This window comes from Acinetobacter sp. FDAARGOS_724, assembly GCF_013364475.1.
Classification (GTDB): Bacteria; Pseudomonadota; Gammaproteobacteria; order Pseudomonadales; family Moraxellaceae; genus Acinetobacter; species Acinetobacter variabilis.
In genome coordinates this window covers 589,314-609,677 of sequence record NZ_CP054908.1, presented here as the reverse complement: position 1 = coordinate 609,677, position 20,364 = coordinate 589,314, and the positions used below count along the sequence as shown (strand labels likewise).

General features: G+C 40.7%; 21 protein-coding genes. 7 read left to right on the top strand and 14 right to left on the bottom strand.

Annotated features, from left to right (window positions below; genetic code table 11):
• Positions 1-36: 36 nt before the first annotated feature.
• A complete protein-coding gene (locus FOC32_RS04245; protein ID WP_175966480.1) occupies positions 37-1,212 on the bottom strand; it encodes an MFS transporter in 1,176 nt (391 codons plus the stop codon).
• Positions 1,213-1,221: 9 nt separating this feature from the next.
• A complete protein-coding gene (dkgB, locus tag FOC32_RS04240) occupies positions 1,222-2,028 on the bottom strand; it encodes a 2,5-didehydrogluconate reductase DkgB (RefSeq protein ID WP_175966479.1) in 807 nt (268 codons plus the stop codon).
• A gap of 113 nt (positions 2,029-2,141) precedes the next feature.
• Here dkgB and FOC32_RS04235 point away from each other — a divergent pair, with 113 nt between their 5' ends.
• Positions 2,142-3,032 (top strand): LysR family transcriptional regulator, encoded by an 891-nt coding sequence (locus FOC32_RS04235; RefSeq protein ID WP_175966478.1) that lies wholly within the window; start codon positions 2,142-2,144, stop codon positions 3,030-3,032.
• Positions 3,033-3,118: 86 nt separating this feature from the next.
• Here the strand turns inward: FOC32_RS04235 and ahr are convergent, their stop codons facing one another.
• From ahr to FOC32_RS04175, 12 genes are all read right to left on the bottom strand, one after another.
• The gene (gene ahr, locus FOC32_RS04230; RefSeq protein ID WP_175966477.1) at positions 3,119-4,141 is read right to left on the bottom strand and encodes an NADPH-dependent aldehyde reductase Ahr; all 1,023 of its coding nucleotides are present in this window, start codon (positions 4,139-4,141) and stop codon (positions 3,119-3,121) included.
• A gap of 4 nt (positions 4,142-4,145) precedes the next feature.
• The gene (locus tag FOC32_RS04225) at positions 4,146-4,727 is read right to left on the bottom strand and encodes a DNA-3-methyladenine glycosylase I (protein ID WP_175966476.1); all 582 of its coding nucleotides are present in this window, start codon (positions 4,725-4,727) and stop codon (positions 4,146-4,148) included.
• 21 nt (positions 4,728-4,748) lie between these two features.
• Positions 4,749-4,994, bottom strand: a complete 246-nt coding sequence (locus FOC32_RS04220; RefSeq protein ID WP_004780440.1) for a hypothetical protein — start codon at positions 4,992-4,994, stop codon at positions 4,749-4,751.
• 15 nt (positions 4,995-5,009) lie between these two features.
• The gene (locus FOC32_RS04215) at positions 5,010-5,513 is read right to left on the bottom strand and encodes a M23 family metallopeptidase (RefSeq protein ID WP_175968150.1); all 504 of its coding nucleotides are present in this window, start codon (positions 5,511-5,513) and stop codon (positions 5,010-5,012) included.
• An 89-nt stretch (positions 5,514-5,602) separates the two neighbouring features.
• A complete protein-coding gene (gene mutY / locus FOC32_RS04210; protein ID WP_414632195.1) occupies positions 5,603-6,631 on the bottom strand; it encodes an A/G-specific adenine glycosylase in 1,029 nt (342 codons plus the stop codon).
• A 164-nt stretch (positions 6,632-6,795) separates the two neighbouring features.
• The gene (locus FOC32_RS04205) at positions 6,796-7,155 is read right to left on the bottom strand and encodes an HIT family protein (RefSeq protein WP_175966475.1); all 360 of its coding nucleotides are present in this window, start codon (positions 7,153-7,155) and stop codon (positions 6,796-6,798) included.
• Between the two features lie 80 nt (positions 7,156-7,235).
• Positions 7,236-7,970: a dienelactone hydrolase family protein gene (locus tag FOC32_RS04200; protein WP_175966474.1), complete on the bottom strand. Its 735-nt coding sequence runs from the start codon at positions 7,968-7,970 to the stop codon at positions 7,236-7,238.
• A 163-nt stretch (positions 7,971-8,133) separates the two neighbouring features.
• Positions 8,134-8,823: an FKBP-type peptidyl-prolyl cis-trans isomerase gene (locus FOC32_RS04195; protein WP_175966473.1), complete on the bottom strand. Its 690-nt coding sequence runs from the start codon at positions 8,821-8,823 to the stop codon at positions 8,134-8,136.
• Between the two features lie 48 nt (positions 8,824-8,871).
• On the bottom strand, positions 8,872-9,576 hold the full coding sequence (locus FOC32_RS04190) for an FKBP-type peptidyl-prolyl cis-trans isomerase (RefSeq protein ID WP_175966472.1): 705 nt from the start codon (positions 9,574-9,576) through the stop codon (positions 8,872-8,874).
• A gap of 396 nt (positions 9,577-9,972) precedes the next feature.
• On the bottom strand, positions 9,973-12,159 hold the full coding sequence (locus FOC32_RS04185; protein ID WP_175966470.1) for a polysaccharide biosynthesis tyrosine autokinase: 2,187 nt from the start codon (positions 12,157-12,159) through the stop codon (positions 9,973-9,975).
• 51 nt (positions 12,160-12,210) lie between these two features.
• Positions 12,211-12,639: a low molecular weight protein-tyrosine-phosphatase gene (locus tag FOC32_RS04180; protein WP_175966468.1), complete on the bottom strand. Its 429-nt coding sequence runs from the start codon at positions 12,637-12,639 to the stop codon at positions 12,211-12,213.
• On the bottom strand, positions 12,639-13,721 hold the full coding sequence (locus tag FOC32_RS04175; protein WP_175966466.1) for a polysaccharide biosynthesis/export family protein: 1,083 nt from the start codon (positions 13,719-13,721) through the stop codon (positions 12,639-12,641). Before FOC32_RS04175 ends, FOC32_RS04180 begins: the two co-directional genes overlap by 1 nt.
• Positions 13,722-14,103: 382 nt before the next feature.
• On the opposite strand from FOC32_RS04175, the gene FOC32_RS04170 reads away from it, so the two are divergent.
• From FOC32_RS04170 to FOC32_RS04145, 6 genes are read left to right on the top strand one after another with little or no spacing between them, the layout of a single operon-like run.
• Positions 14,104-15,300 carry a UDP-N-acetylglucosamine 4,6-dehydratase gene (locus FOC32_RS04170; protein WP_175966464.1) on the top strand — a complete coding sequence of 399 codons (1,197 nt, stop codon included), beginning with the start codon at positions 14,104-14,106 and terminating at the stop codon, positions 15,298-15,300.
• A complete protein-coding gene (locus tag FOC32_RS04165; protein ID WP_175966462.1) occupies positions 15,300-16,448 on the top strand; it encodes a LegC family aminotransferase in 1,149 nt (382 codons plus the stop codon). The genes FOC32_RS04170 and FOC32_RS04165 overlap by 1 nt, the downstream gene beginning before the upstream one ends.
• 5 nt (positions 16,449-16,453) lie before the next feature.
• The gene (gene neuC / locus FOC32_RS04160; protein WP_175966461.1) at positions 16,454-17,590 is read left to right on the top strand and encodes a UDP-N-acetylglucosamine 2-epimerase; all 1,137 of its coding nucleotides are present in this window, start codon (positions 16,454-16,456) and stop codon (positions 17,588-17,590) included.
• Positions 17,580-18,674 (top strand): N-acetylneuraminate synthase family protein, encoded by a 1,095-nt coding sequence (locus FOC32_RS04155; RefSeq protein WP_175966459.1) that lies wholly within the window; start codon positions 17,580-17,582, stop codon positions 18,672-18,674. Before neuC ends, FOC32_RS04155 begins: the two co-directional genes overlap by 11 nt.
• Entirely contained in the window at positions 18,675-19,316 is a 642-nt protein-coding gene (locus FOC32_RS04150; protein ID WP_175966457.1) for a sugar O-acyltransferase, read from the top strand.
• Positions 19,309-20,364 (top strand): nucleotidyltransferase family protein, encoded by a 1,056-nt coding sequence (locus FOC32_RS04145; protein ID WP_175966455.1) that lies wholly within the window; start codon positions 19,309-19,311, stop codon positions 20,362-20,364. Before FOC32_RS04150 ends, FOC32_RS04145 begins: the two co-directional genes overlap by 8 nt.

Sequence of the window (20,364 nt, the reverse complement as noted above, 5' to 3'; positions counted from 1 at the left end):
GTCCGCATCAGGCGGACTTTTTTTATGAAGGAAATTTTAAGAGTATTGCTGCGCAGTCATATCTTGCTGTGGAGCCAGTTTCATTTGAATTAAAACCAGAAGCAAAGCAACAGCACTCAGACTAGCACCGGCAAATGAAACCGCACTATAGCTAAGTCCCAAATTCAGCACACTGGCACCCGCAATTGCACCCAAAGCATTCCCAAGATTGAAAGCACCAATATTTACTGAAGAGGCCAGTCCAGGCGCATCATAAGCCACGGACATGACTCGCATCTGTAAAGGCGGAACTACAGCAAAGGCAGCAGCACCCCAGATGATTAATGCCAGACCTGCGCCAAGAGCTGTGCTTGCCAGAATCGGGAAAAGCAGCATCATCAGCATAAGCAAGATTAAAAAGCCGATCAGGGTTTTATTTAAGGATAAATCTGCAAACTTGCCACCTAGATGATTACCAATCGAGAAACCTACCCCGATCAACACCAGCATCAAAGTAATCAATGCAGGGGAAGCCTGAGTAAAACTTTGCAGACTCGGGGCAATATAAGTGTATAGGGCAAACATGGCCCCCGCACTCATCACGGTAGTCAATAAAGCTAAAACAACAGGCAGGCGGGTCAGGACTTGCAGCTCCTGCCTTACATCCGGTTTCTGACTGCTTTGGCCTTCTGGTAAGGCTTTCCATAGGGAGAACATGGTCAGCACACCAAGCAGGGAAATACCCAGAAAAGCCATACGCCAGCCGATATGTTGTCCTATCCAGGTTGCCAGTGGCACCCCGCCAATATTGGCAATGGTCAGGCCCATAAACATCATGGCTACAGCGCTGGCCTGTTTATCTTTCGGAACGACACTGGCCGCGACAACCGAACCAATCCCGAAGAAAGCACCATGGTTCAGGCTGGTAATGATGCGTGCTCCCATCAGCCCCAGATAATTAGGCGCTAATGTCGCCAGAATATTACCAATCGTAAAAATCGCCATCAGTAAAATGAGAGACTTACGTTTGGAATAACGGCTTAACCAGAGGGTCATTAGTGGTGCACCCAACATCACCCCTAAGGCATAGGCACTGATCAGCATCCCGGCACGAGGAATCGAAATCTCTAGATCACGGGCGATTTCTGGCAGAAAACCCATTGGAGAAAATTCAGTGGTACCAATTGCAAAGGCACCAACCGCCAGTGCAAGCAAAGGAAAATTAACTTTCATGGTTTCTGTTTAATCCCAGATAGGCGCAAGCTGGTCCGGATCAACCTCGCGGCCATTGCGCTCCAGGGTGCTGATCAAAGCCATTTCTTCTTGAGACAGTTGTATCTCCTGCGCTGCCAGATTGGCAAGCAGATGTTCACGTTTGGTTGAAGAAGGAATCACAGCAAAACCTTTTTGCAAGGCCCAAGCCAGTGCAATTTGTGCAGTCGAAGCCTGATGCTGGGCAGCAATTCCTTGCAGGACAGGATCATTCAGCACTTTGCCATAAGCTAGTGTCATATAAGAGGTGACATCAATCTTCTGAGATTGTAGGAAATTGACCAGACGCTGATTTTGCAGATAAGGACTCAGTTCAATCTGGTTAGTTGCGATATGCTCCAGACCAATACTATCAATGGCTTGCTGGGTTAGCTCAATATTGAAGTTGGATACACCGATATGCTCGGTCAGACCTTGCTGTTTGGCTTCTAATAAAGTCTGCATCAGCTCAGGAATTTGAACGCCTAAGCGAGGTGCAGGCCAATGAATGAGCGTTAGATTGACTGCATCGGTACGTAGTTTATGTAGACTCTCTTTGAGACTTGGAATCAGTTTGTCTGGTGCGTAATGATCTGTCCAGATTTTGGTGGTAATGAACAGCTCGTTACGATTAACCTGACTTTCTGCAATGGCCTGACCCACTTCTGCTTCATTGGCATAAATCTGTGCCGTATCTACAGCGCGATAACCGACTTCCAGTGCTGTTTTGACTGAATCAATGACGGTCTGTCCAGACAGGCGAAAGGTACCGACACCAAATTGAGGAACAATATTCATAGCCTTAATCTTTAAGTATTTTCGATGTTGAGTATTTTGTGCTTTTTATTGTTGCGAAAAAATAGCTGAATTTGCAAAATATTATTGACCGAAAATCAACAAAAGAGTGACAAATGAAATCAACGATTGAAGAATTACAGGCTTTTGTCACCATTGTGGATAGTGGTTCTATCGTCATGGCGGCAGAACGTTTGGGACAAACCACTTCGGGTGTCAGTCGGGCGCTGCAACGTCTGGAAAATAAATTAAATGTCACTCTTTTAGAAAGAACCACACGTAAACTCAAACTGACTCAAGAGGGCCAGCTATTTCTAGAAAAGGCACGCAAAATTCTCAATGATCTGGCAGAAGCTGAAGATGCTTTACTGAAATCAGATAGTGATACGTCAGGATTGATTCGGGTGGATTCAGCGACGCCTTTTGTGCTGCATGTAATCGTGCCGCTAATTCAGGAATTTATGCAGCGCTATCCCCAGATTGAAATTGAACTGAATAATCATGATCAGGTGATTGATCTGCTGGAACATAAAACCGATGTCGCGATCCGTTTTGGAGAACTGCATGATTCCAGTCTGCATGCCAGATTATTATGCCGCAGCCGTTTGTATATTGTGGCTAGCCCTGAATATTTACAGCAAAAGGGCAGACCGCAATCAGTGGCAGATCTATCGGAGCATACTTTACTGGGATTTAGTCAGCCTACGCATTTGAACACCTGGCCGGTACGGCTAAATGGCGAACCTATCACTGTAAAGCCAAAGATTAGAGCACCCAATGGGGAAACGGTTCGTCAATTGGCTTTATATGGGGTGGGTATTACTTGTCTGTCACGCTTTCTGGTCGAGGACGACTTACAGGCGGGTCGTTTAGAGGCGCTATTTGAAGAGCAGATTGAGCTGCATTATCAAAAAATTCATGCGGTCTATTACCGTCAGGAGCATTTGCCTAAACGGGTATATCTATTTATTGAATTTCTGGCTCAGAAGCTGGCTAAATATTTATAAACCAATTATTTGCAAATACAGCCATAAAAAAATCTGCCCTAACATGCTACTAGGGCAGATCTAGATTTACTGATGATTGGTACAAATTAGAAATCGGCTTTCAGTACGATCCGGTAACGGGCTTTGCCTGAGTGCAGACGTTCAATCGCAGTATTAATTTCCGACATTGGGAATAACTCAATTTGTGGCGCAATATTTTTACGTGCCGCAAATTTCAATAACTGACGTAAAGCTGCTGGTGAACCTGTTGGCGAGCCAGTCACTGATTTAGCACCACCAATCAGTGAACCTGCAGAAATTTGCATGGGTTCCAGTGGTAAGCCCAGCATATGTACAGTGCCATTTGGTGCCAGTGTTGATAAATAAGCCTGCCAGTCCAATGTAACATTCACAGTACTCATTAATAGGTCAAATTTACCACGAAGCAGTTTAAGCGCTGCTGGGTCACGACTATTTACTACATGGTCTGCACCCATGGCTTTTAGTTCATCAGTTTTATCCAGATTTGAAGTAAAGGCGGTAATTTCACAACCCCAAGCTTTCAGCAGCTTGATCGCTATATGTCCCAAACCGCCAATACCAATGACACCAACGTGGTGAATAGCCTGAATCTGATGTTTCAGAATCGGATCAAATACGGTAATCCCGCCACAGAGCAGGGGACCGGCACTTTCCGGGTCCAGATCTTCAGGTAAGGGAATTGTCCATTGCCAGCCAGCACGGACTTTATCCGCAAAACCGCCTGCATGGCCGACAATGGTTGCAACCTGACCACCAGTACACAATACTTGCTGACCTGAAATACAGGAATCACAATGTTGGCAGCTTTCCGCAGTCCAGCCAATACCGACACGCTGACCTACTTTTAGGCCTTTGGCTTCAGAACCCAGTTGCGTAATGGTGCCGATGACTTCATGTCCGGCCACCACAGGATATACTGAAGACCCCCAGTCATTATTGAGTACTGAAATATCAGAATGACATAGGCCGCAGTATTCAACTTTCACTTCGACCTGATGCGGGTGAAGTTCACCCGCATCAAATTGATAAGGTTCCAGGGCGGCACCCGCAGACATTGCGGCGTAAGCGTGAATAGTATTATTGGACATAGATTCAGCTCTTATTTGAATGGGAGGATATTGTTTTAAAGTGACAGTGATTTTCATGGTCATCGACCATGCCGACTGCCTGCATAAAGGCATAACAGATCGTAGGACCGACAAACTTAAAGCCTGCTTTTTTTAAGGCTTTGGACATGTTCTGGCTTTCAATGGTTTGTGCCGGAGCCTGGCGATAATCTGCCACATCATTATTCAATCGGGGCTGCTGGGCAAAGGACCATAACCATGTGACCACATCAATCTCTTGAGATTTAAGCTGTTGCCAGGCCCGGGCATTATCGCGAATTGCAGTCAGTTTACCAATATGCCGGATTAGACTAGCATCTTGCAGTTTTGCGGTGAGTTGCTCATCTGTAAAAGAAGCAATCGTTTCAATAGAATATTGAAAGAAATGTTTGCGATAAGATTCACGTTTTCTGAGTACGGTAATCCAGGCTAAACCGGCCTGCTGACCTTCCAGACACAGCATTTCAAACAGGCGTTTTTCATCATGCAGCGCCTGTCCCCATTCCTGATCATGGTAGGTAGTATAGAGGGGATCATCAGAGCACCAGCCACAGCGTTGGATCGTCAAGGGATGCTCCTTTTGATTATCTTATAATTTAAATGTCGTCCACTGATCTTGCTGATTATCCCAGTAGGACAGTTCTGCCTGCTGCAGATCACTGAACTGGATCCACATATCCTTACCACTTTTGTCGGCATAACCGGTACTGATCAGAAGCGCCTCTTCAGTAATTTCCATGATCCAGCCCTGATAGGTCTGGCCATTGAGCACGATTTTCTGTTGATTGCCTGATTCTGCAAATTCGACCAGACGGTTGATCAACGCTTCTGACATGTAAACTTCCTAAAATTAACGTAAATATGGATAAGGGTTAACGACACCACGGCCCTTACCATTTAAATAGAGACCATAATGCAGATGTGGCGCGGTATGGCGGGCATTGCCAGTATTACCGACATAACCAATGACATCGCCCTTTTTGACATAGTTACCGACTTTCAGGCCACGCTTATGACCATCCAGATGTGCATAATAATGCCAAGTGCCGCCTGGACCCAGAATCCAGACTACTTTACCACCCAAATTGTTATTCCGTAAATCTGCGATCAGACCGGGCGTCGCACTACGAACCTTGGTTCCACGTGGAACCAGAATATCAATGCCCTCATGCAAACGGCCGCTACTACGCGAAGCTCCCCAAGTATCTTTCAATTCACGAGCCTGGACCCGATCTACCGGAATCGGCAGAGAAGAGGGCATACGCATATGATTCAGTTTTTTGACCAATGCCGGATTAAGCTGAACCGCAGAAGGATGTTTCGGTGCGCTACTACACGCCACCAGAAATAACATCACCAGAGAAAGCCCGACAAACGCAAGAGAATGGCGCAAAATATTTATCCTTAAATGAGGCCAGTTGATTCTTCTTGTTCCAGACTATGTCATAAATTTACGGTAGAAATCAATTTTTTCATGGCGGTTGGAATACCTGCATTGACTGCAGTTTCCGGGTTCATCCAGAAGCCCTGTAACTCAATCGCCAGATGTTTCTGCTGATTTTCATCGACTGCAAAAACCATGGCTTCAAGCTGCCAGGTAAAATGGGTAAAACTGTGGCTGATCAGGGTCTTTTGTACGAGATTTTTCAGACCCAGTTGCTGGCACAGTTGTTCAAATGCATGAGTGTCTTCAATAATTGGCAGACACCAAAGCCCACCCCAAAGACCACTATTAGGACGTTGCTGCCATAGCCATTCATCACCTGATTGGATCAACAGCACTTGAGCTGCTTTGACCGGTACCGGCTTTTTGGCTTTTTTAAAGGGCAATTCATTTTCCAGACCCTGCTGATGTGCCTTGCAATGTTGCTGCATTGGGCAATACAGGCATAAAGGCTTTTTTGGAGTACAGACAGTCGCACCGAGATCCATAATCGCCTGGGTATAATCATGATTCCGATCAACCGGGCAGAGCTGTTCAGCAAGCTCCCACAAGGCACGTTCATGTACTGGTTTAGACAGATCATCTTCGATCGCAAAAAACCGTGCCAGCACCCGTTTGACGTTGCCATCCATGATTACGCCGTACTGACGTAAACCCAAAGACATCAAGGCTCCCGCGGTTGAGCGGCCAATGCCGGGCAGGGCGATCCATTCTTCCAGGCTCCTCGGGAAATGGCCCTGACTTGCCACAATACCGGCTGCCTTATGTAAATTACGGGCACGCGCATAATAGCCCAGCCCCGCCCAATAGGGCGCAACCTCATCCCAGGAAGCTGTACTGAGATCCTGTACCGTCGGAAAACGCTGAATAAACCGCTCAAAATATTGCAGCACGGTTTTGACCTGAGTCTGCTGTAGCATAATTTCAGAGACCCAGACCTTATAGGGATCATCGGCCACTTGCCACGGCAAATCATGGCGGCCATGCACATCAAACCATTCTAAAAGGGCATCTGAAAACACAAACATGAAAATAGAACAAACTGGAAAACGAGGCTTAGTATAACTGAAGAGACTCAGCTAAAAGATGAAAAGTCTGCTAAAACAGCAAGACTTAAAAAGAGTAAAAATGAATAAATGGAAGGAACAAGTGAACACTTCGAAAAGCATTCACTCAGCAAAAAATTAAATTCTTATTCTTCAATGCCCCAGCGTGCATCCAGCTTTAATACCTTGCCTTCATAACGCGGGATTATATGAATGTGTAAATGTTCTGATTTTTCCTGAAATACTTCGCCATCATTAAACCCGACATGAAAACCGGAAGGCTGATAGCGTAATTGTAATTCATTACGTGCTTGTTCAAGTAAGGACATCATGCTTTTACGTTCTTTATCTGTGATTTCAAAAAATGACGCCACATGACGTAATGGAGTAACTACATAATGTTCTTTGGACAGCGAGTTCGGTTCAGGTAACACGACAGCAAAATCATTTTTAGCCAGAATATCGTATTCGTCAAAATTACAGTACGGGCAGTTATTTTCAGTCATGATATTGGCTCCTTTCATTGAAATTTATTTTTTTCAGGTATGACCTGGCCCGATTATGAGCCAGATCAATTTATCTGTTATCAAGCGAGTTGTCGTGCCAGTAATTCATACATGGCAGCCAAGCTTTGTTTCTCTGCTTCGGGATTGTAGCCTAGATCTACACCATTGGCCTTGGCGCGCTCATCCGCAAGCGGGTTACTAAATCCATGCTTGGCATTTTCAAATACAATCACATTATGCTCGACCTTAGCCGCCTGCATCTCTTCTTTAAAGCTGGCAACATCATCCAGGCTCACCATACTGTCCTTTTCACCATGTAGGACCAGAATTTCTGCCTGTACCTGGCCTTCCTGTGCAGGTGCTTTAGGAGATAGGTTGGCATGGAAAGTAGCTACAGCTTTTAACGGTGCATTTGAGCGAGCCAGATCCAGAGCAACTTTACCACCGTAGCAGAAACCAATCGCAGCCAGTTTTTCCGGATTGACTTCATCCTGTGCCGCCAAAGTATCTAAAGCAGCTTTCGCACGGTTCACGATAATGTCCGGATCTTCGAAAGTCTGCATCATCCATTGATAGGCCTGATCAGAGCTGGTGGTTACTTTCTTGTCACCATACATATCAATTGCCAGCGCGGCATAACCATGTTCCGCCAGTTCACGGGCACGATGTTCAGTATAGTCATTGCGGCCCCACCATTCGGGTGCCACGATAACACCGGCTACAGGTGCATCAGTTTGTGGTGCGGCAAAATAACCAATCAAAGTGCTGCCATCCTGAGCAGTATATTGAATTTCGCGGGTCTTGATTGCTGCCATGCTGAAGTCCTCTATTGTTGTTGAATATTTTGATTAAACTATAAAATAGCAAAACTGCTATGAATATACATGAAAACCGCCAACTAATTCGTTTCTCATCAGTACAAAAAAAGAGAGGAAAATAATTTGCCTCTCTTTTTAATTTTTACAATTAAAGGATTTTTTATTTAATAATTTCTAGTAATTCGATATCAAAAATCAGGGTACTATTTGGTTCAATGATATCTCCCGAACCAATCTGTCCATAGGCCAAATCAGCGGGGATAAAGAAGCGGTATTTAGCACCGACTTTCATCAGCTGTAAGCCTTCTGTCCAGCCAGTAATCACTTGGGTGGTACGGAAATCAACTGGCTGCTGGCGGGCAATCGAACTGTCAAAAACGGTACCATCAATCAGGCGACCTTCATAATGGACACGGACATTACTGTTAGCGCTTGGTGATTTCCCTTTACCTTCTTTCAGTACCAGGTATTGCAGACCAGATTTGGTAGTTTTAACGCCGGGCTTTTTGGCATTTTCCTGCAAGAATGCTTTACCAGCTTTGGCATTTTCTTCAGCTTTCTGTTTAAGCACAATCAGTTCTTTGGCATCACTTTGACGTTTATACTGAGTCAGCACTTGGGTCATTTCTTCATCGCTTAAACTGGATTTTTGTCCAGCAGCGGCTGTCTTTAAGCCCTGGCTAAATGCATCTAAATCAAGATCCTTTAAAGTGTCTGCATTACTGCGACCCATCAGATAACCAAAGCTGTAGCCAATCTTCTCAGCTTCACTACTTGTATTATTGATCTCTTTAGCAAAAAGGCTGCCTGAACTGAGCAGCAAAACCATTAAACTGATTTGTATGTTCATTATCAATTCTCAAAAATAAAGGAGAGCTGGTCGCTCTCCCTATTTGTATTATTTTACTTCGATTAATTCCACATCAAAAATCAAAGTGCTATGCGGAGGAATCGTACCAGGAACGCCCTGTTCACCATAACCCAGATTTGACGGAATATATAGAGTTGCCTTACCGCCTTCTTTCATCAGCTGCAGACCTTCAGTCCAGCCTGGAATGACCTGATTCAATGGAAACTCGATCGGTTCACCACGTTCTACTGAACTGTCAAATACAGTGCCATCTACCAGTTTACCGGTGTAATGTACTTTCACAATTGAAGAGGCTTTTGGCTGTTTACCTGTACCTTCTTTAGTGACTTGGTACTGTAAGCCGGAAGCAGTTGTTTTAATACCTGCTTTTTTCGTATTTTCAGTCAGGAAAGTATCACTTGAAGCTTGAGCCTGTTTTGCGCTATCAAGCTGCTTTTGTTGCATTTCTTTCTGGAATTGCTCATAAGCTGCCTGTAATTCTTCTTCCGTATAGGCAGGTGCAGAACGCGCATGTCCTTCACGTACACCGGTCACAAAACTGTTAATGTCCAGCTCAGGAGGAGTCTGATGCGCCACTTCATAACCGAGTGCATAGCTGATTTTAGAGACAGCAGAGGCGTCTTTAGATGCTTTTGTAGTTTGAGTAGCAGGGTTTTGAGTTGCATAGTAAACAGGTACTAGCGCGGCACCGCCTAAAAGAACAGCGACGGCAATCGGTAAGGCCTTACTCATGTATTTGTCCAATCTAATGTTATCATTAATCTTCAGTCCATCTTACCAGAATTTTTTCAGAAGTTTTAAGTCTGTGACGGAAATTTACTGAGATAAAGGATAGGCTAAATTAATAAATAAAAAGGCCAGTTTTTGACTGACCTTCGCAATTGGGTTTATACAGAAATTTGATGGTGTTTCAAAAAGTATGCTGAGATTAAATGAAGCCATTTTTCTTTATACTGTCACTTAGACAGGTTGGACATTTAATTTCTAGTGTTATTTGCATCTCACTACCTTATCAAAAGTCAACCTATTTTTTTCAGCATACTTTTTGAAACACCACCGATTTTTAAATCCCTCTCTTTGCGCCATACATGGCTCATCTTTGACAAAAAGGGATGTTGAGTCAATAGTTTAATCCTCATCCTTATTGGCTTTATAGGCATAAGCATAGTTATAACCATAGCCATAACCACCAGCTTCACGTTGAATATCATTCAAAATAAAGCCGTTTACTCTCACGCCAGCCTGTTCAAAGCGGTTTACAGTTAGTTCAAGCTCTTTCATTTGAGTTTTACCATAACGTGCCACAACCAAATTCACACCCGCATATTGTGAAATAATAATTCCATCGGTTACCGCAAGGATTGGCGGGGTATCAATCAGAATATGGTCAAACTGACTCGACAAGTGCGTGAGCATGTCTGCAAATTTTTGCATGCTTAACAACTCTGACGGATTAGCAGGGCTTTTGCCGCGACTGATGATGCTTAAATTTTCAACTTCAGTACTGCGTACAATACTGCCTAACTCTTGCTGACCATTCAGGTATTCGGTTAAGCCAGGTTTAGGGTCGTAATTAAAGTATTTGTGCATATAACCACGACGTAAATCGGCATCAATCAATAATACGCGCTTATCACTTTGCGCCAAAATAGTAGCCAAGTTAGTTGAAATAAATGATTTACCCAACTCTGGTGCAGGGCCAGAAATCATGATGATATTGTTTTTGGCACTACTTAAGGCAAAGTGAATGGCAGTACGCATGCTGCGTAGACTTTCAATCGCAATATCATCACTGTTTTTCACTGCAAGAATAGGAATATTCTTTTTCTTTTTCAGAATCTTAATACGGCTTTCTTGCACAGGTGAACGTGGCACAGTGGCATAAACAGGTAAATCCAATTCATTTTCAATTTGATTCGAGTCTTTAATACCTGAGCGCAACATGTTACGCAGTAAGGCCAATAATGTGCCCAGAAAACCACCCAAGAAAACGGACAAAATTAAAATTTGTAATTTCTTTGGTTTAATTGGCTCGATCGGCTCTACCGCAGTATCGACAATACGCACATTGCCAATTTCACCTGCTTTAGCAATCCGCAGTTGTTGGTAAGAGTTAAGCAAGCCTGTATACAGCTGTTGTTTGACTTCAACTTCACGGAACAGTTGTAAATGTTGGCGTTGTAGTTCAGGCAAACGCTTGAGTGTGCCGTCTAACTCAGCAATACGTTTGTTAATTGCCCCCAATTGCGCATTCATTTGCTGCATCACAGGGTGTTCATTGGTGTATTTGGCAGCAGCTTCAGCCACCTGTTGCTCTAACTGTGCTTTTTGAGTTTCTAAAGTAATACTTTGAGTTAAGTACAACTCAGACTCTTTGGTCACATCGACTGTATTAAACTGTTGGCGGAAACGGTTAAATTCACGTTCTGCCACATCTAATTGTTGTTTCAGTTCTGGGAGTTGGTCTTCCAAAAACTTTAAGGTCTGTGCGGTTTCTGCAGTACGACGCTCAATATTTTGTTGGCTATACGCTGCTAAAATGGCATTCAATACTTGGGTGATGTGTTGTTTGTCTGACCCTTGGTAATTCAGCTCCAACACACCTGTTGACTTGCCTTTTTCTGCCACAGAATAGTTGGCAGTTAAGCTTTTTACTGCAGCAGGCAGGCTTTGCTTTTGGATGTTATAGGCAGCGTCAAAGCTGTCTTGACTAAAAATAGCGACTTTCCACACCCCAAATTCAGACTGTAATTGGCTGACTTGGTTTAAAGGTGCAGAAAAAACCACCTGTTCGGTTACTGCATCGGTCAGGCTATATTTGCCTTGTGCAAATTTTAAAATTAAGTTTTTATCTTGAAAATATTGCGGAATATCGAATTCGCGGATATCAAAACTTTTTTGATTGTCTTTAAACAGCACTGACTGAGATGAATATTCACTGTCATATTTATGCTTGGCAATTAAACGATTCCAGAAACTATCTTCTGTACCCGAAACGCGAATATTTAAATTCAGATGATTAATCACGTTACCCAACACCAAACGTGATTTTAAAATTTCAATTTCAGCTTGTGCAGGCGATTTCTGCTCAATCATATTGGACAGATCACCCAATAACGCTGCAGAGGCTCCTTTACTGTCTTCGACCTGTACCAAAGCATCTACTGCATAGATGTCTGGCGTAGTTCTTAAATACAGTAAAGCGCAGACGATACTGAGTAGAACGCAAAGAGTAATCATTTTCCATTGTGCGATTAAGGAAAAAAATAATTCCTTTAAATCAATGGTGTCTTCGGTGTTGGCGGTTTGGCTCATAGTTTAAATATCAAAAAAGTAGAATTTTAAAAAAGCTAGAATATTAAGAAACTAGATATATTTTTTCCAGTCGGCAATGCAGGCTTGAATTAACGCACAGGTCTCATCAAATACGGCCTGATCATGCTGGTAAGGATCGGCCACATTTTTACTTTGCCAGTGGCCGAGTCTAAAGGTTTTACCTTTGGCAAAGGGCCAGGTCTGTTCCACATGTTTTTGCTGGTTCTGACTCATCACTAAAATCAGGTCGGCTTTCTTGACCAGCTTGGCATTCAGCTTTCGGGCCACATGCGGGCTCATATCAATCCCTAAACGTTGCATGCACAGACTGGCTTTGTCATCGGCTGCATGACCGACCAGCCCGGAAATACCGGCAGATTCAATTTGTAAATGCGGAAATTCTTGTTTTAAAAAGTATTCCGCCATCGGGCTACGGCAAATATTGCCAATACAGACCACCAGAATATTGTTAATTTTCATTAGTTCCCCAAACGCTCAAAATTATATATAGCATTAGAGAACGGTACAATTTGGTTAATAATACGTTGCCAACGAACTAGTCCTGTAGCATCTACATAGACAATATCATTACTGCGCATTTTAAACTGGTTTGCTAGTCCAAAGTCACCAATACTGGTTAAATTAAGATTATAAATTTCGGTCATCTGGTTATTTGGTTGATAGCGTACGATATAAATTTTACTGCGACTGGCAGTAAAAGGATTAATCCCCAAACTTTCGCCTAAAACATCTGCTAAATTCATACCTTCTGCGCGCATAGGTAAAGATTGATTTTTACCAGCTTCACCCATCACATATATTTTTTGATTTTCTCGAGCATTAATATAAATTGTATCATTTGGCTGAATGAGTAAGTTATGCAAAGAATATCCTGCTCTTTCTAGTTCAATACTATTAAGAGTGTAACTTCTTCCTTGGCGAACTAAAGTAATTGAAGCATTGTCACCTTGTTGAGCATTAATACCGCCAGCCATACCTATAGCGCTATATATACTCACAGGCTGATCTGTTAGATGATAGACACCACCATTCTCAATATTCCCTTGAACTGAGTAGCGTTGTCCTTGATAAGATGAGACTCGAGCAATCACATCCGGAGTTTTTAAGTAGCGAGATAACTGACTGCGCAGCTCACGATTCACCTGACTTAAAGATTTACCAGCAGCTTTATAGCGACCAATAATCGGGAAATGGATATAGCCACTTTGGTCAATTTGATAACCATTTTTAGAGTCAGCGTTACTTCCTGAAATTTCAGGATAGGCCCATAAATAGATCGACAGGATGTCCCCTGGGCTGAGGCTATAGTTGCGGTGTGACTGGGTAAACAGGTGGGCATAATCTTGCTGAATATTTTGTACTGCTGGTTGCAAACCGAGCACAGTATCTTGAGTGAGCCGGACCACATTCACCGAAGTCCCCAAGTCTGTTTGATAGACACCCTCAGAAGGTAAGTCATAGGTCTGTAAGCCGGAGGTGATCGCACACCCGCTTGCTGTCACCAAAAAAGACAGTAGAATTATATATTTGAATTGTCTCACACGTATTCCTGTTCTCGATTTTTCTAAAATCATAAAAAATAAAAAATAGTTTACCGAAGTTATTTTAAGGGTATATAACAAATTGTAAGTAGATTGCGAAAGTATACGCAAGCATGACCTGAAAATTGAGGCAAAAAGTATCTAAATTGTGAGACAGAGCAAAATTAAACAAAGATCATTTGCAAAAAACTGACACAAAAGGAAGCATTTGAGATTTTTTTGGCTAAAAATCATAACAGAACATTCATGAATTTCTGTTAATATTTCTGCCAAAGTTATTTTAGAGCATCAGTTTTTTTAATGATGGTGTAATGTCAGAAGATTTTACTGCACTTAGAATTATTTTAACTGAGCTAGTGGTTTTTCACCGGAATGAATTACAATGTCTAAAGATATAATGTTAGAGTTAATTGGTAGATCTCAAGAGTTATTTACGAATGATATTGAAACGTGGGATAATAAATTAAAAGAAACAGTTACAAAGTCAAAGTTTTTAGTTTTGGGTGGGGCTGGCTCTATTGGTCAGGCTGTTGTTAAAGAAATCTTTAAACGCAATCCTAAAAAATTACATGTAGTTGATATTTCAGAAAATAATCTAACAGAAGTCGTTCGTGATATTCGTAGTTCATTTGGCTACATTGATGGTGATTTCCAAACATTTGCACTAGATATTGGATCTGCTGAGTATGATGCTTATATTCAGAGTGATGGTGATTTTGACTATGTTTTAAATCTTTCTGCTTTAAAGCATGTACGTAGTGAAAAAGATCCATTTACATTAATGCGAATGATTCATGTCAATATTTTGAATACTGAAAAAACGATTCAGCAGTCTATTGAAAAAGGCGTGAAAAAGTATTTCTGCGTTTCGACAGATAAAGCTGCTAACCCTGTAAATATGATGGGTGGCTCAAAGCGTATTATGGAAATGTTCCTTATGCGCCAAAGTCAGCATATTGATATTTCAACGGCTCGTTTTGCAAATGTTGCATTTTCAGATGGTTCTTTACTACATGGTTTTAATCAACGCATCCAGAAAAATCAGCCAATTGCTGCGCCAAATGATATTCGCCGTTATTTCGTTACTCCAAAAGAGTCAGGTGAGCTGTGTCTCATGTCTTGTTTACTAGGTGAGAATAGAGATATTTTCTTCCCTAAACTTAGCGAACACTTACACCTCATTACTTTTGCTGATATTGCAGTCAAATATCTTAATAACCTTGGGTATGAGCCGTATTTGTGTGAGTCTGAGGATGAAGCGCGTAGCCTAATTCAGACTTTGCCAAAACAAGGAAAATGGCCTTGTTTATTTGCTGGAAGCACAACTACGGGGGAGAAAGATTTTGAAGAGTTCTTTACCGATAATGAAACTTTAGATATGCAACGTTTTAATAATTTAGGGGTTATTAAAAACGAACTAAATGTTGAAGAAGACAAGTTGCATGTATTTGAAGAAAAAATTCATGCAATGCTTTCAAATAAGCAGTGGAATAAAGAAGAAATTGTTGATCTATTTAACTATATGATGCCTAACTTTGGACACAAAGAAACAGGTTTATATTTAGATGGGAAAATGTAATGGATACTTCTAAATTTAATCAGTTTGTACGAGATATTTATCGTACCAATAATTTTATTCCATTACATGAACCTCGTTTTCTTGGTAATGAAAAGAAATATGTATTAGATACAATTGACAGTACTTTTGTCTCTAGTGTTGGTGCGTATGTAAATGACTTTGAAGCCAAGGTTCAACAATTTACATGCTGTGCTAAAGCTATTGCGACTGTTAATGGAACAGCGGCTTTACATATTGCTCTTTTACTCGCTGGTGTAAAGCGCGACGATATCGTAATTACACAAGCTTTGACTTTTGTCGCAACTTGTAATGCCTTGTCTTATATCGGTGCGGAACCATTATTTATTGATGTTTCATTGAAGACACTCGGCTTGTGTCCAAAAGCATTAGACGCTTATTTGCAAGTTAATGCTTTTGTTGATGACCAAGGTGTATGTAAACACAAAGCAACGAATAAACGAATTTCTGCAATCGTTCCAATGCATACATTTGGCCATCCTGTGGAAATTGATGAGCTTCAACAGGTCGTAACCAAGTGGAATATTGCATTAGTTGAAGACGCTGCCGAAAGTTTAGGTTCTTACTACAAAGGTAAACATACTGGAACTTTTGGTCTAGTTTCAGCACTTAGCTTTAATGGAAATAAAGTCATAACTACAGGCGGTGGCGGTATGGTCTTATGTCAAGATGAAGAACTTGGCATAAGAGCGAAGCACATTACAACAACTGCAAAAATACCGCATCCTTATGAGTTTTATCATGATGAAAATGGTTTTAACTACCGGTTACCGAATTTGAATGCTGCTTTAGGTTGTGCACAAATGGAAGGTTTGGAAGGTTTCCTTGCTAAAAAGCGTGATTTAGCTCAGCAATATCAAGATTTCTTGAAAGATAGTGATGTTTCATTTGTTGTGGAACCTGAAGACTGCCGATCTAACTATTGGTTAAATGCCATTGTTTGCAAAGATAAAGCACAACGAGATTTGATTTTGGATGAAACCAATTCAAATAAGGTGATGACTCGCCCAATCTGGACTTTAATGACCAGATTGCCAATGTACCAAACTGCATTACAAGGTGATTTAACTAACTCATTATGGCTGGAAGAAAGAGTCGTAAATATTCCAAGTTCAGTTCCTCTGGAGTAATAAGAATGAAAAAAATAGCCGTTTTTACAGGAACTCGAGCTGAATATGGTTTGCTGTATTGGTTAATGCGAGATATTCAGCAAGATCCAGAGCTAGAGTTACAAATTCTAGCTACGGCTATGCATTATTCACCTGAGCATGGCGAAACTTGGAAAACTATTGTTCAAGATGGTTTCGAAATTACCGAATCGGTAGAAATGCTATTGTCATCTGATACGTCGTCCGCCGTTGTGAAATCAATGGGTGTTGGCTTACTTGGATTTGCAGATGCATTGAAACGTATGCAACCTGATTTATTAGTTGTTTTGGGTGATCGTTTCGAAGCTTTAGCAGTGACACAAGCTGCTTTAATCATGCATGTACCTGTTGCGCATTTGCATGGTGGTGAAATCACAGAAGGTGCATATGATGAATCAATTCGTCATGCGATCACTAAAATGTCTAATATTCATTTTGCCGCGGCAGAGGAATATAAGAAACGAATTATTCAATTAGGCGAGCAACCAGACAAGGTATTTAATGTTGGCGCACTAGGTTTAGATCATATCCAGCGCACAACATTTAAAAATATTGCAGAATTAAGCGAATTATATGATTTTGATTTTTCAAAACCATATTTTCTGATTACTTACCATCCTGAAACTAATTTACTAGAAGAAAATGTTGCGCCTTTATTTGATGCACTTAAGCAAATAAAAGATGTCAATTTTGTCTTTAGTTATCCAAATGCCGACAATGGTAATACTAACATTGTGAAGGCAATGCTTGATTTAAAATCACAGTTGCCAGATCGTGTATTGCTTGTAAAGAGTTTTGGTATTCAAAATTATTTAAGTGTTTTGAAAAATGCTTTAGCTATGGTGGGTAACTCATCAAGTGGCTTATCAGAAGCTCCAGCGTTACAGGTTCCAACAGTAAATATTGGTGATCGTCAAAAAGGACGTTTGCGTTGTGAATCTATCCTTGATGTTAGATTAGACGAAAGTGAAATTTTAGAAGCATTGCAAAAAGCAATTAATTTCCCAGATGATGAATTGAGTCAAGTTGTTCCACCTTTAGGGCTTGGCAACACTTCTCAGAAAATAATTGAACTTATTAAAACGACGGATTTTAAAAAGAAGGCACCATTTTATGATCTTTAATCAAGACGAAATTTATGTCATTGCAGAAATTGGTGTAAATCATAATGGCTCTGTAGAATTAGCAAAAGAGCTTATTTTAAAAGCCAAAGATTGTGGTGCGAACGCTGTTAAATTTCAAACATTTAAAGCAGATAGTTTGTTATCTGATCAAACTGAAATGGCTGCATATCAAAAAGAAAATACAGGTTCTAGCCAAAGCCAATTAGAGCTTGTAAAAAGTTTAGAGCTCACTTATGAGCAAACAGAAGAAATACAGAAATTTTGTAATGAACATCAAATTACTTTTATTTCAACGCCGTTTGACTCTGACAGTTTGAAGTTCTTAGTAAATGACATCGATGTGCCTTACTTAAAAGTATCATCTGCTGATATTTCAAATTTACCATTTCTTTATGAAATTGCATGTTCAAAAAAACATGTCATTTTATCTACAGGAACGGCGAGTTTGGGTGATATTGAACAAGCCTTATCAGTATTTGCATTTGTTATCGATAAGGGAACAGATGTTCGGCCGTCTCAGCAGTTATTTAGAGAAGCTTATTCTAAAATTTCAGTACGTAAACAGTTGAAGGAACAGGTTTCTATTTTACACTGTGTGACTCAATATCCAGCATTATTTGAAGAAAGTAATCTTAAAGCCATTTCAACTCTAAAAAATGTATTTGATTTGGCAACCGGATTTTCTGACCATACGCTTGATGAATATGCAGCGGTTATTGGTGTAAGTCTTGGTGCTCGCATTTTCGAGAAACATATTACATTAGATAAAACGATGGCTGGCCCAGACCATGCAGCATCAATGGAACCAGATGAATTTAAACATTATGTCGAAATTTTGCATAAAACACATGCAGCTTTAGGAGACGGTATTAAATTTATGCTACAGCAAGAGAGCGATAACTATTACCTAGTACGTCGTAGTATTGTGGCGAAAACAGATATTATGGAAGGGGAGCTTTTAACCCCTGACAATGTTACGACAAAACGAGCTGGTCGCGTTTGTTTAGAGCCAAATAAGTATTGGGATGTTGTTGGTACAAGAGCAAAACGTAGCTTTAAAAAGAACGACTTTATTGAAATTTAAATGAAAAAACTAGCGATTTTTGGTTCAGGTGGCTTTGCAAAAGAGCTAGTAGATTTAGCAATAGATCAAGGCTACCACCATATATTTTTTTTAGAAAGAAATGCCAAAGATGGTGACACCTTACTTGGTTTCCCTATTTTGCCTGAATCAGTCATACCGATATTAAAGGATACGGAATATGCGATCGGTGTTGCTGATCCGAAGATTCGTAAAAAAATATATGAAGCTTATCCCCATTTACTTTATCCTAATTTGATTCACTCTCAATCATCACTTGGGTATGGTATTCGAGAGTTGTTGGAAAATAGTAAAGGTGTGGTAATTGCGGCTGGAGCAAGAATTACAAACTCATGTCGTTTTGGTGATTTTATTATCGTAAGTTTTAACAGCACAATTGGGCACGACTGTATTCTAGAAAACTACGTTTCTGTCATGCCAGGTGTGAATGTGTCTGGTTGTATTCATTTGAAGCAAGGCACTTACATTGGAACAAATGCTGCTATTTTGCCGGGCAAAAGTCCAGAGCAATTAAAATATTTAGGTGAAAATTCTGTTATAGGTGCGGGTTCTGTGGTTGTGAGACATACGGAACCGAATAAGGTCTATATTGGATTACCTGCTAAGGAATTAAGTCGTGACTAGAGATGTTAATAAAATAATTTTGCATAAAAATGATTCAATTCTGAAAGCATTGGAACTCCTTGATTTATATGCTTTAAGAATTGTTTTGGTAGTTGATGATGATAATCAATTGATCGGAAGTATTACAGACGGTGATATTCGTAGAGGGCTTCTAAAAGGCCAAGATGTGCATGCAGCTGTTGATACAATTATGCATACTAATCCTTATAGCATTGAGGAAGGGAGCTTAGATAATCGTCAGATTTTTGAGATCATGCGTGAAAAAAGTTATCTGGCATTACCAGTAATTAAAAATAATCAGTTAGTTAATATTATTACGCTTGATGATTTGATTCGTAAAAAACGTAAAGAAAATCCAGTTTTTATTATGGCTGGTGGTTTTGGTACACGTTTACGCCCACTCACAGATACATGCCCAAAACCAATGTTACCTGTTGGTGGTAAGCCTTTACTAGAAACCATTATCTCAAGCTTTAAAAATCAAGGCTTTTACAAATTTTATATTTCTACCCACTATTTACCAGAAGTGATTAATGAGCATTTTGGTAATGGTGAGAAGTTTGACGTACAGATCCAATATGTACATGAAACTGATCCGCTTGGAACTGGCGGTGCATTGAGTTTATTGCCAGCATCAGATATTAAATTGCCATTCATTGTCATTAATGGTGATGTATTAACAAATATGAATTTTGAAAAATTATTGGATTTTCATGAGAAGCGTGAAGCTATTGCAACGATGTGTGTGCGAGAGTTCCAATATCAAATTCCTTATGGCGTAGTAAACTCCGAAGATAACGTAATACAAAGCATGACTGAAAAACCAAGTTATTTCTTTGATATTAATACAGGTATTTATGTCATTTCACCTGAATTGTTGGCTCAAGTTAATGCACAGTTTATTGGTATGCCGACTATCTTAGAACAGCAAATGGAAAAGAAAAATAAAGTCTTAAGCTATCCTTTACATGAATATTGGCTCGACATCGGTCATATGGAAGACTATAACCGTGCGCAAAAAGATATTCATATGTTGGGTCTAGAATAA

Coding starts and splice junctions, on each gene's coding strand:
- FOC32_RS04170 (WP_175966464.1), top strand. CDS start 14,104: ATGTCTAAAGATATAATGTTAGAGTTAATTGGTAGATCTCAAGAGTTA.
- FOC32_RS04180 (WP_175966468.1), bottom strand. CDS start 12,639: ATGAAAATTAACAATATTCTGGTGGTCTGTATTGGCAATATTTGCCGT.
- FOC32_RS04150 (WP_175966457.1), top strand. CDS start 18,675: ATGAAAAAACTAGCGATTTTTGGTTCAGGTGGCTTTGCAAAAGAGCTA.
- FOC32_RS04200 (WP_175966474.1), bottom strand. CDS start 7,970: ATGGCAGCAATCAAGACCCGCGAAATTCAATATACTGCTCAGGATGGC.
- FOC32_RS04245 (WP_175966480.1), bottom strand. CDS start 1,212: ATGAAAGTTAATTTTCCTTTGCTTGCACTGGCGGTTGGTGCCTTTGCA.
- FOC32_RS04185 (WP_175966470.1), bottom strand. CDS start 12,159: ATGAGCCAAACCGCCAACACCGAAGACACCATTGATTTAAAGGAATTA.
- FOC32_RS04235 (WP_175966478.1), top strand. CDS start 2,142: ATGAAATCAACGATTGAAGAATTACAGGCTTTTGTCACCATTGTGGAT.
- FOC32_RS04165 (WP_175966462.1), top strand. CDS start 15,300: ATGGATACTTCTAAATTTAATCAGTTTGTACGAGATATTTATCGTACC.
- mutY (WP_414632195.1), bottom strand. CDS start 6,631: ATGTTTGTGTTTTCAGATGCCCTTTTAGAATGGTTTGATGTGCATGGC.
- FOC32_RS04215 (WP_175968150.1), bottom strand. CDS start 5,513: ATGTTATTTCTGGTGGCGTGTAGTAGCGCACCGAAACATCCTTCTGCG.
- FOC32_RS04155 (WP_175966459.1), top strand. CDS start 17,580: ATGATCTTTAATCAAGACGAAATTTATGTCATTGCAGAAATTGGTGTA.
- FOC32_RS04190 (WP_175966472.1), bottom strand. CDS start 9,576: ATGAGTAAGGCCTTACCGATTGCCGTCGCTGTTCTTTTAGGCGGTGCC.
- FOC32_RS04220 (WP_004780440.1), bottom strand. CDS start 4,994: ATGTCAGAAGCGTTGATCAACCGTCTGGTCGAATTTGCAGAATCAGGC.
- FOC32_RS04205 (WP_175966475.1), bottom strand. CDS start 7,155: ATGACTGAAAATAACTGCCCGTACTGTAATTTTGACGAATACGATATT.
- FOC32_RS04195 (WP_175966473.1), bottom strand. CDS start 8,823: ATGAACATACAAATCAGTTTAATGGTTTTGCTGCTCAGTTCAGGCAGC.
- ahr (WP_175966477.1), bottom strand. CDS start 4,141: ATGTCCAATAATACTATTCACGCTTACGCCGCAATGTCTGCGGGTGCC.
- dkgB (WP_175966479.1), bottom strand. CDS start 2,028: ATGAATATTGTTCCTCAATTTGGTGTCGGTACCTTTCGCCTGTCTGGA.
- neuC (WP_175966461.1), top strand. CDS start 16,454: ATGAAAAAAATAGCCGTTTTTACAGGAACTCGAGCTGAATATGGTTTG.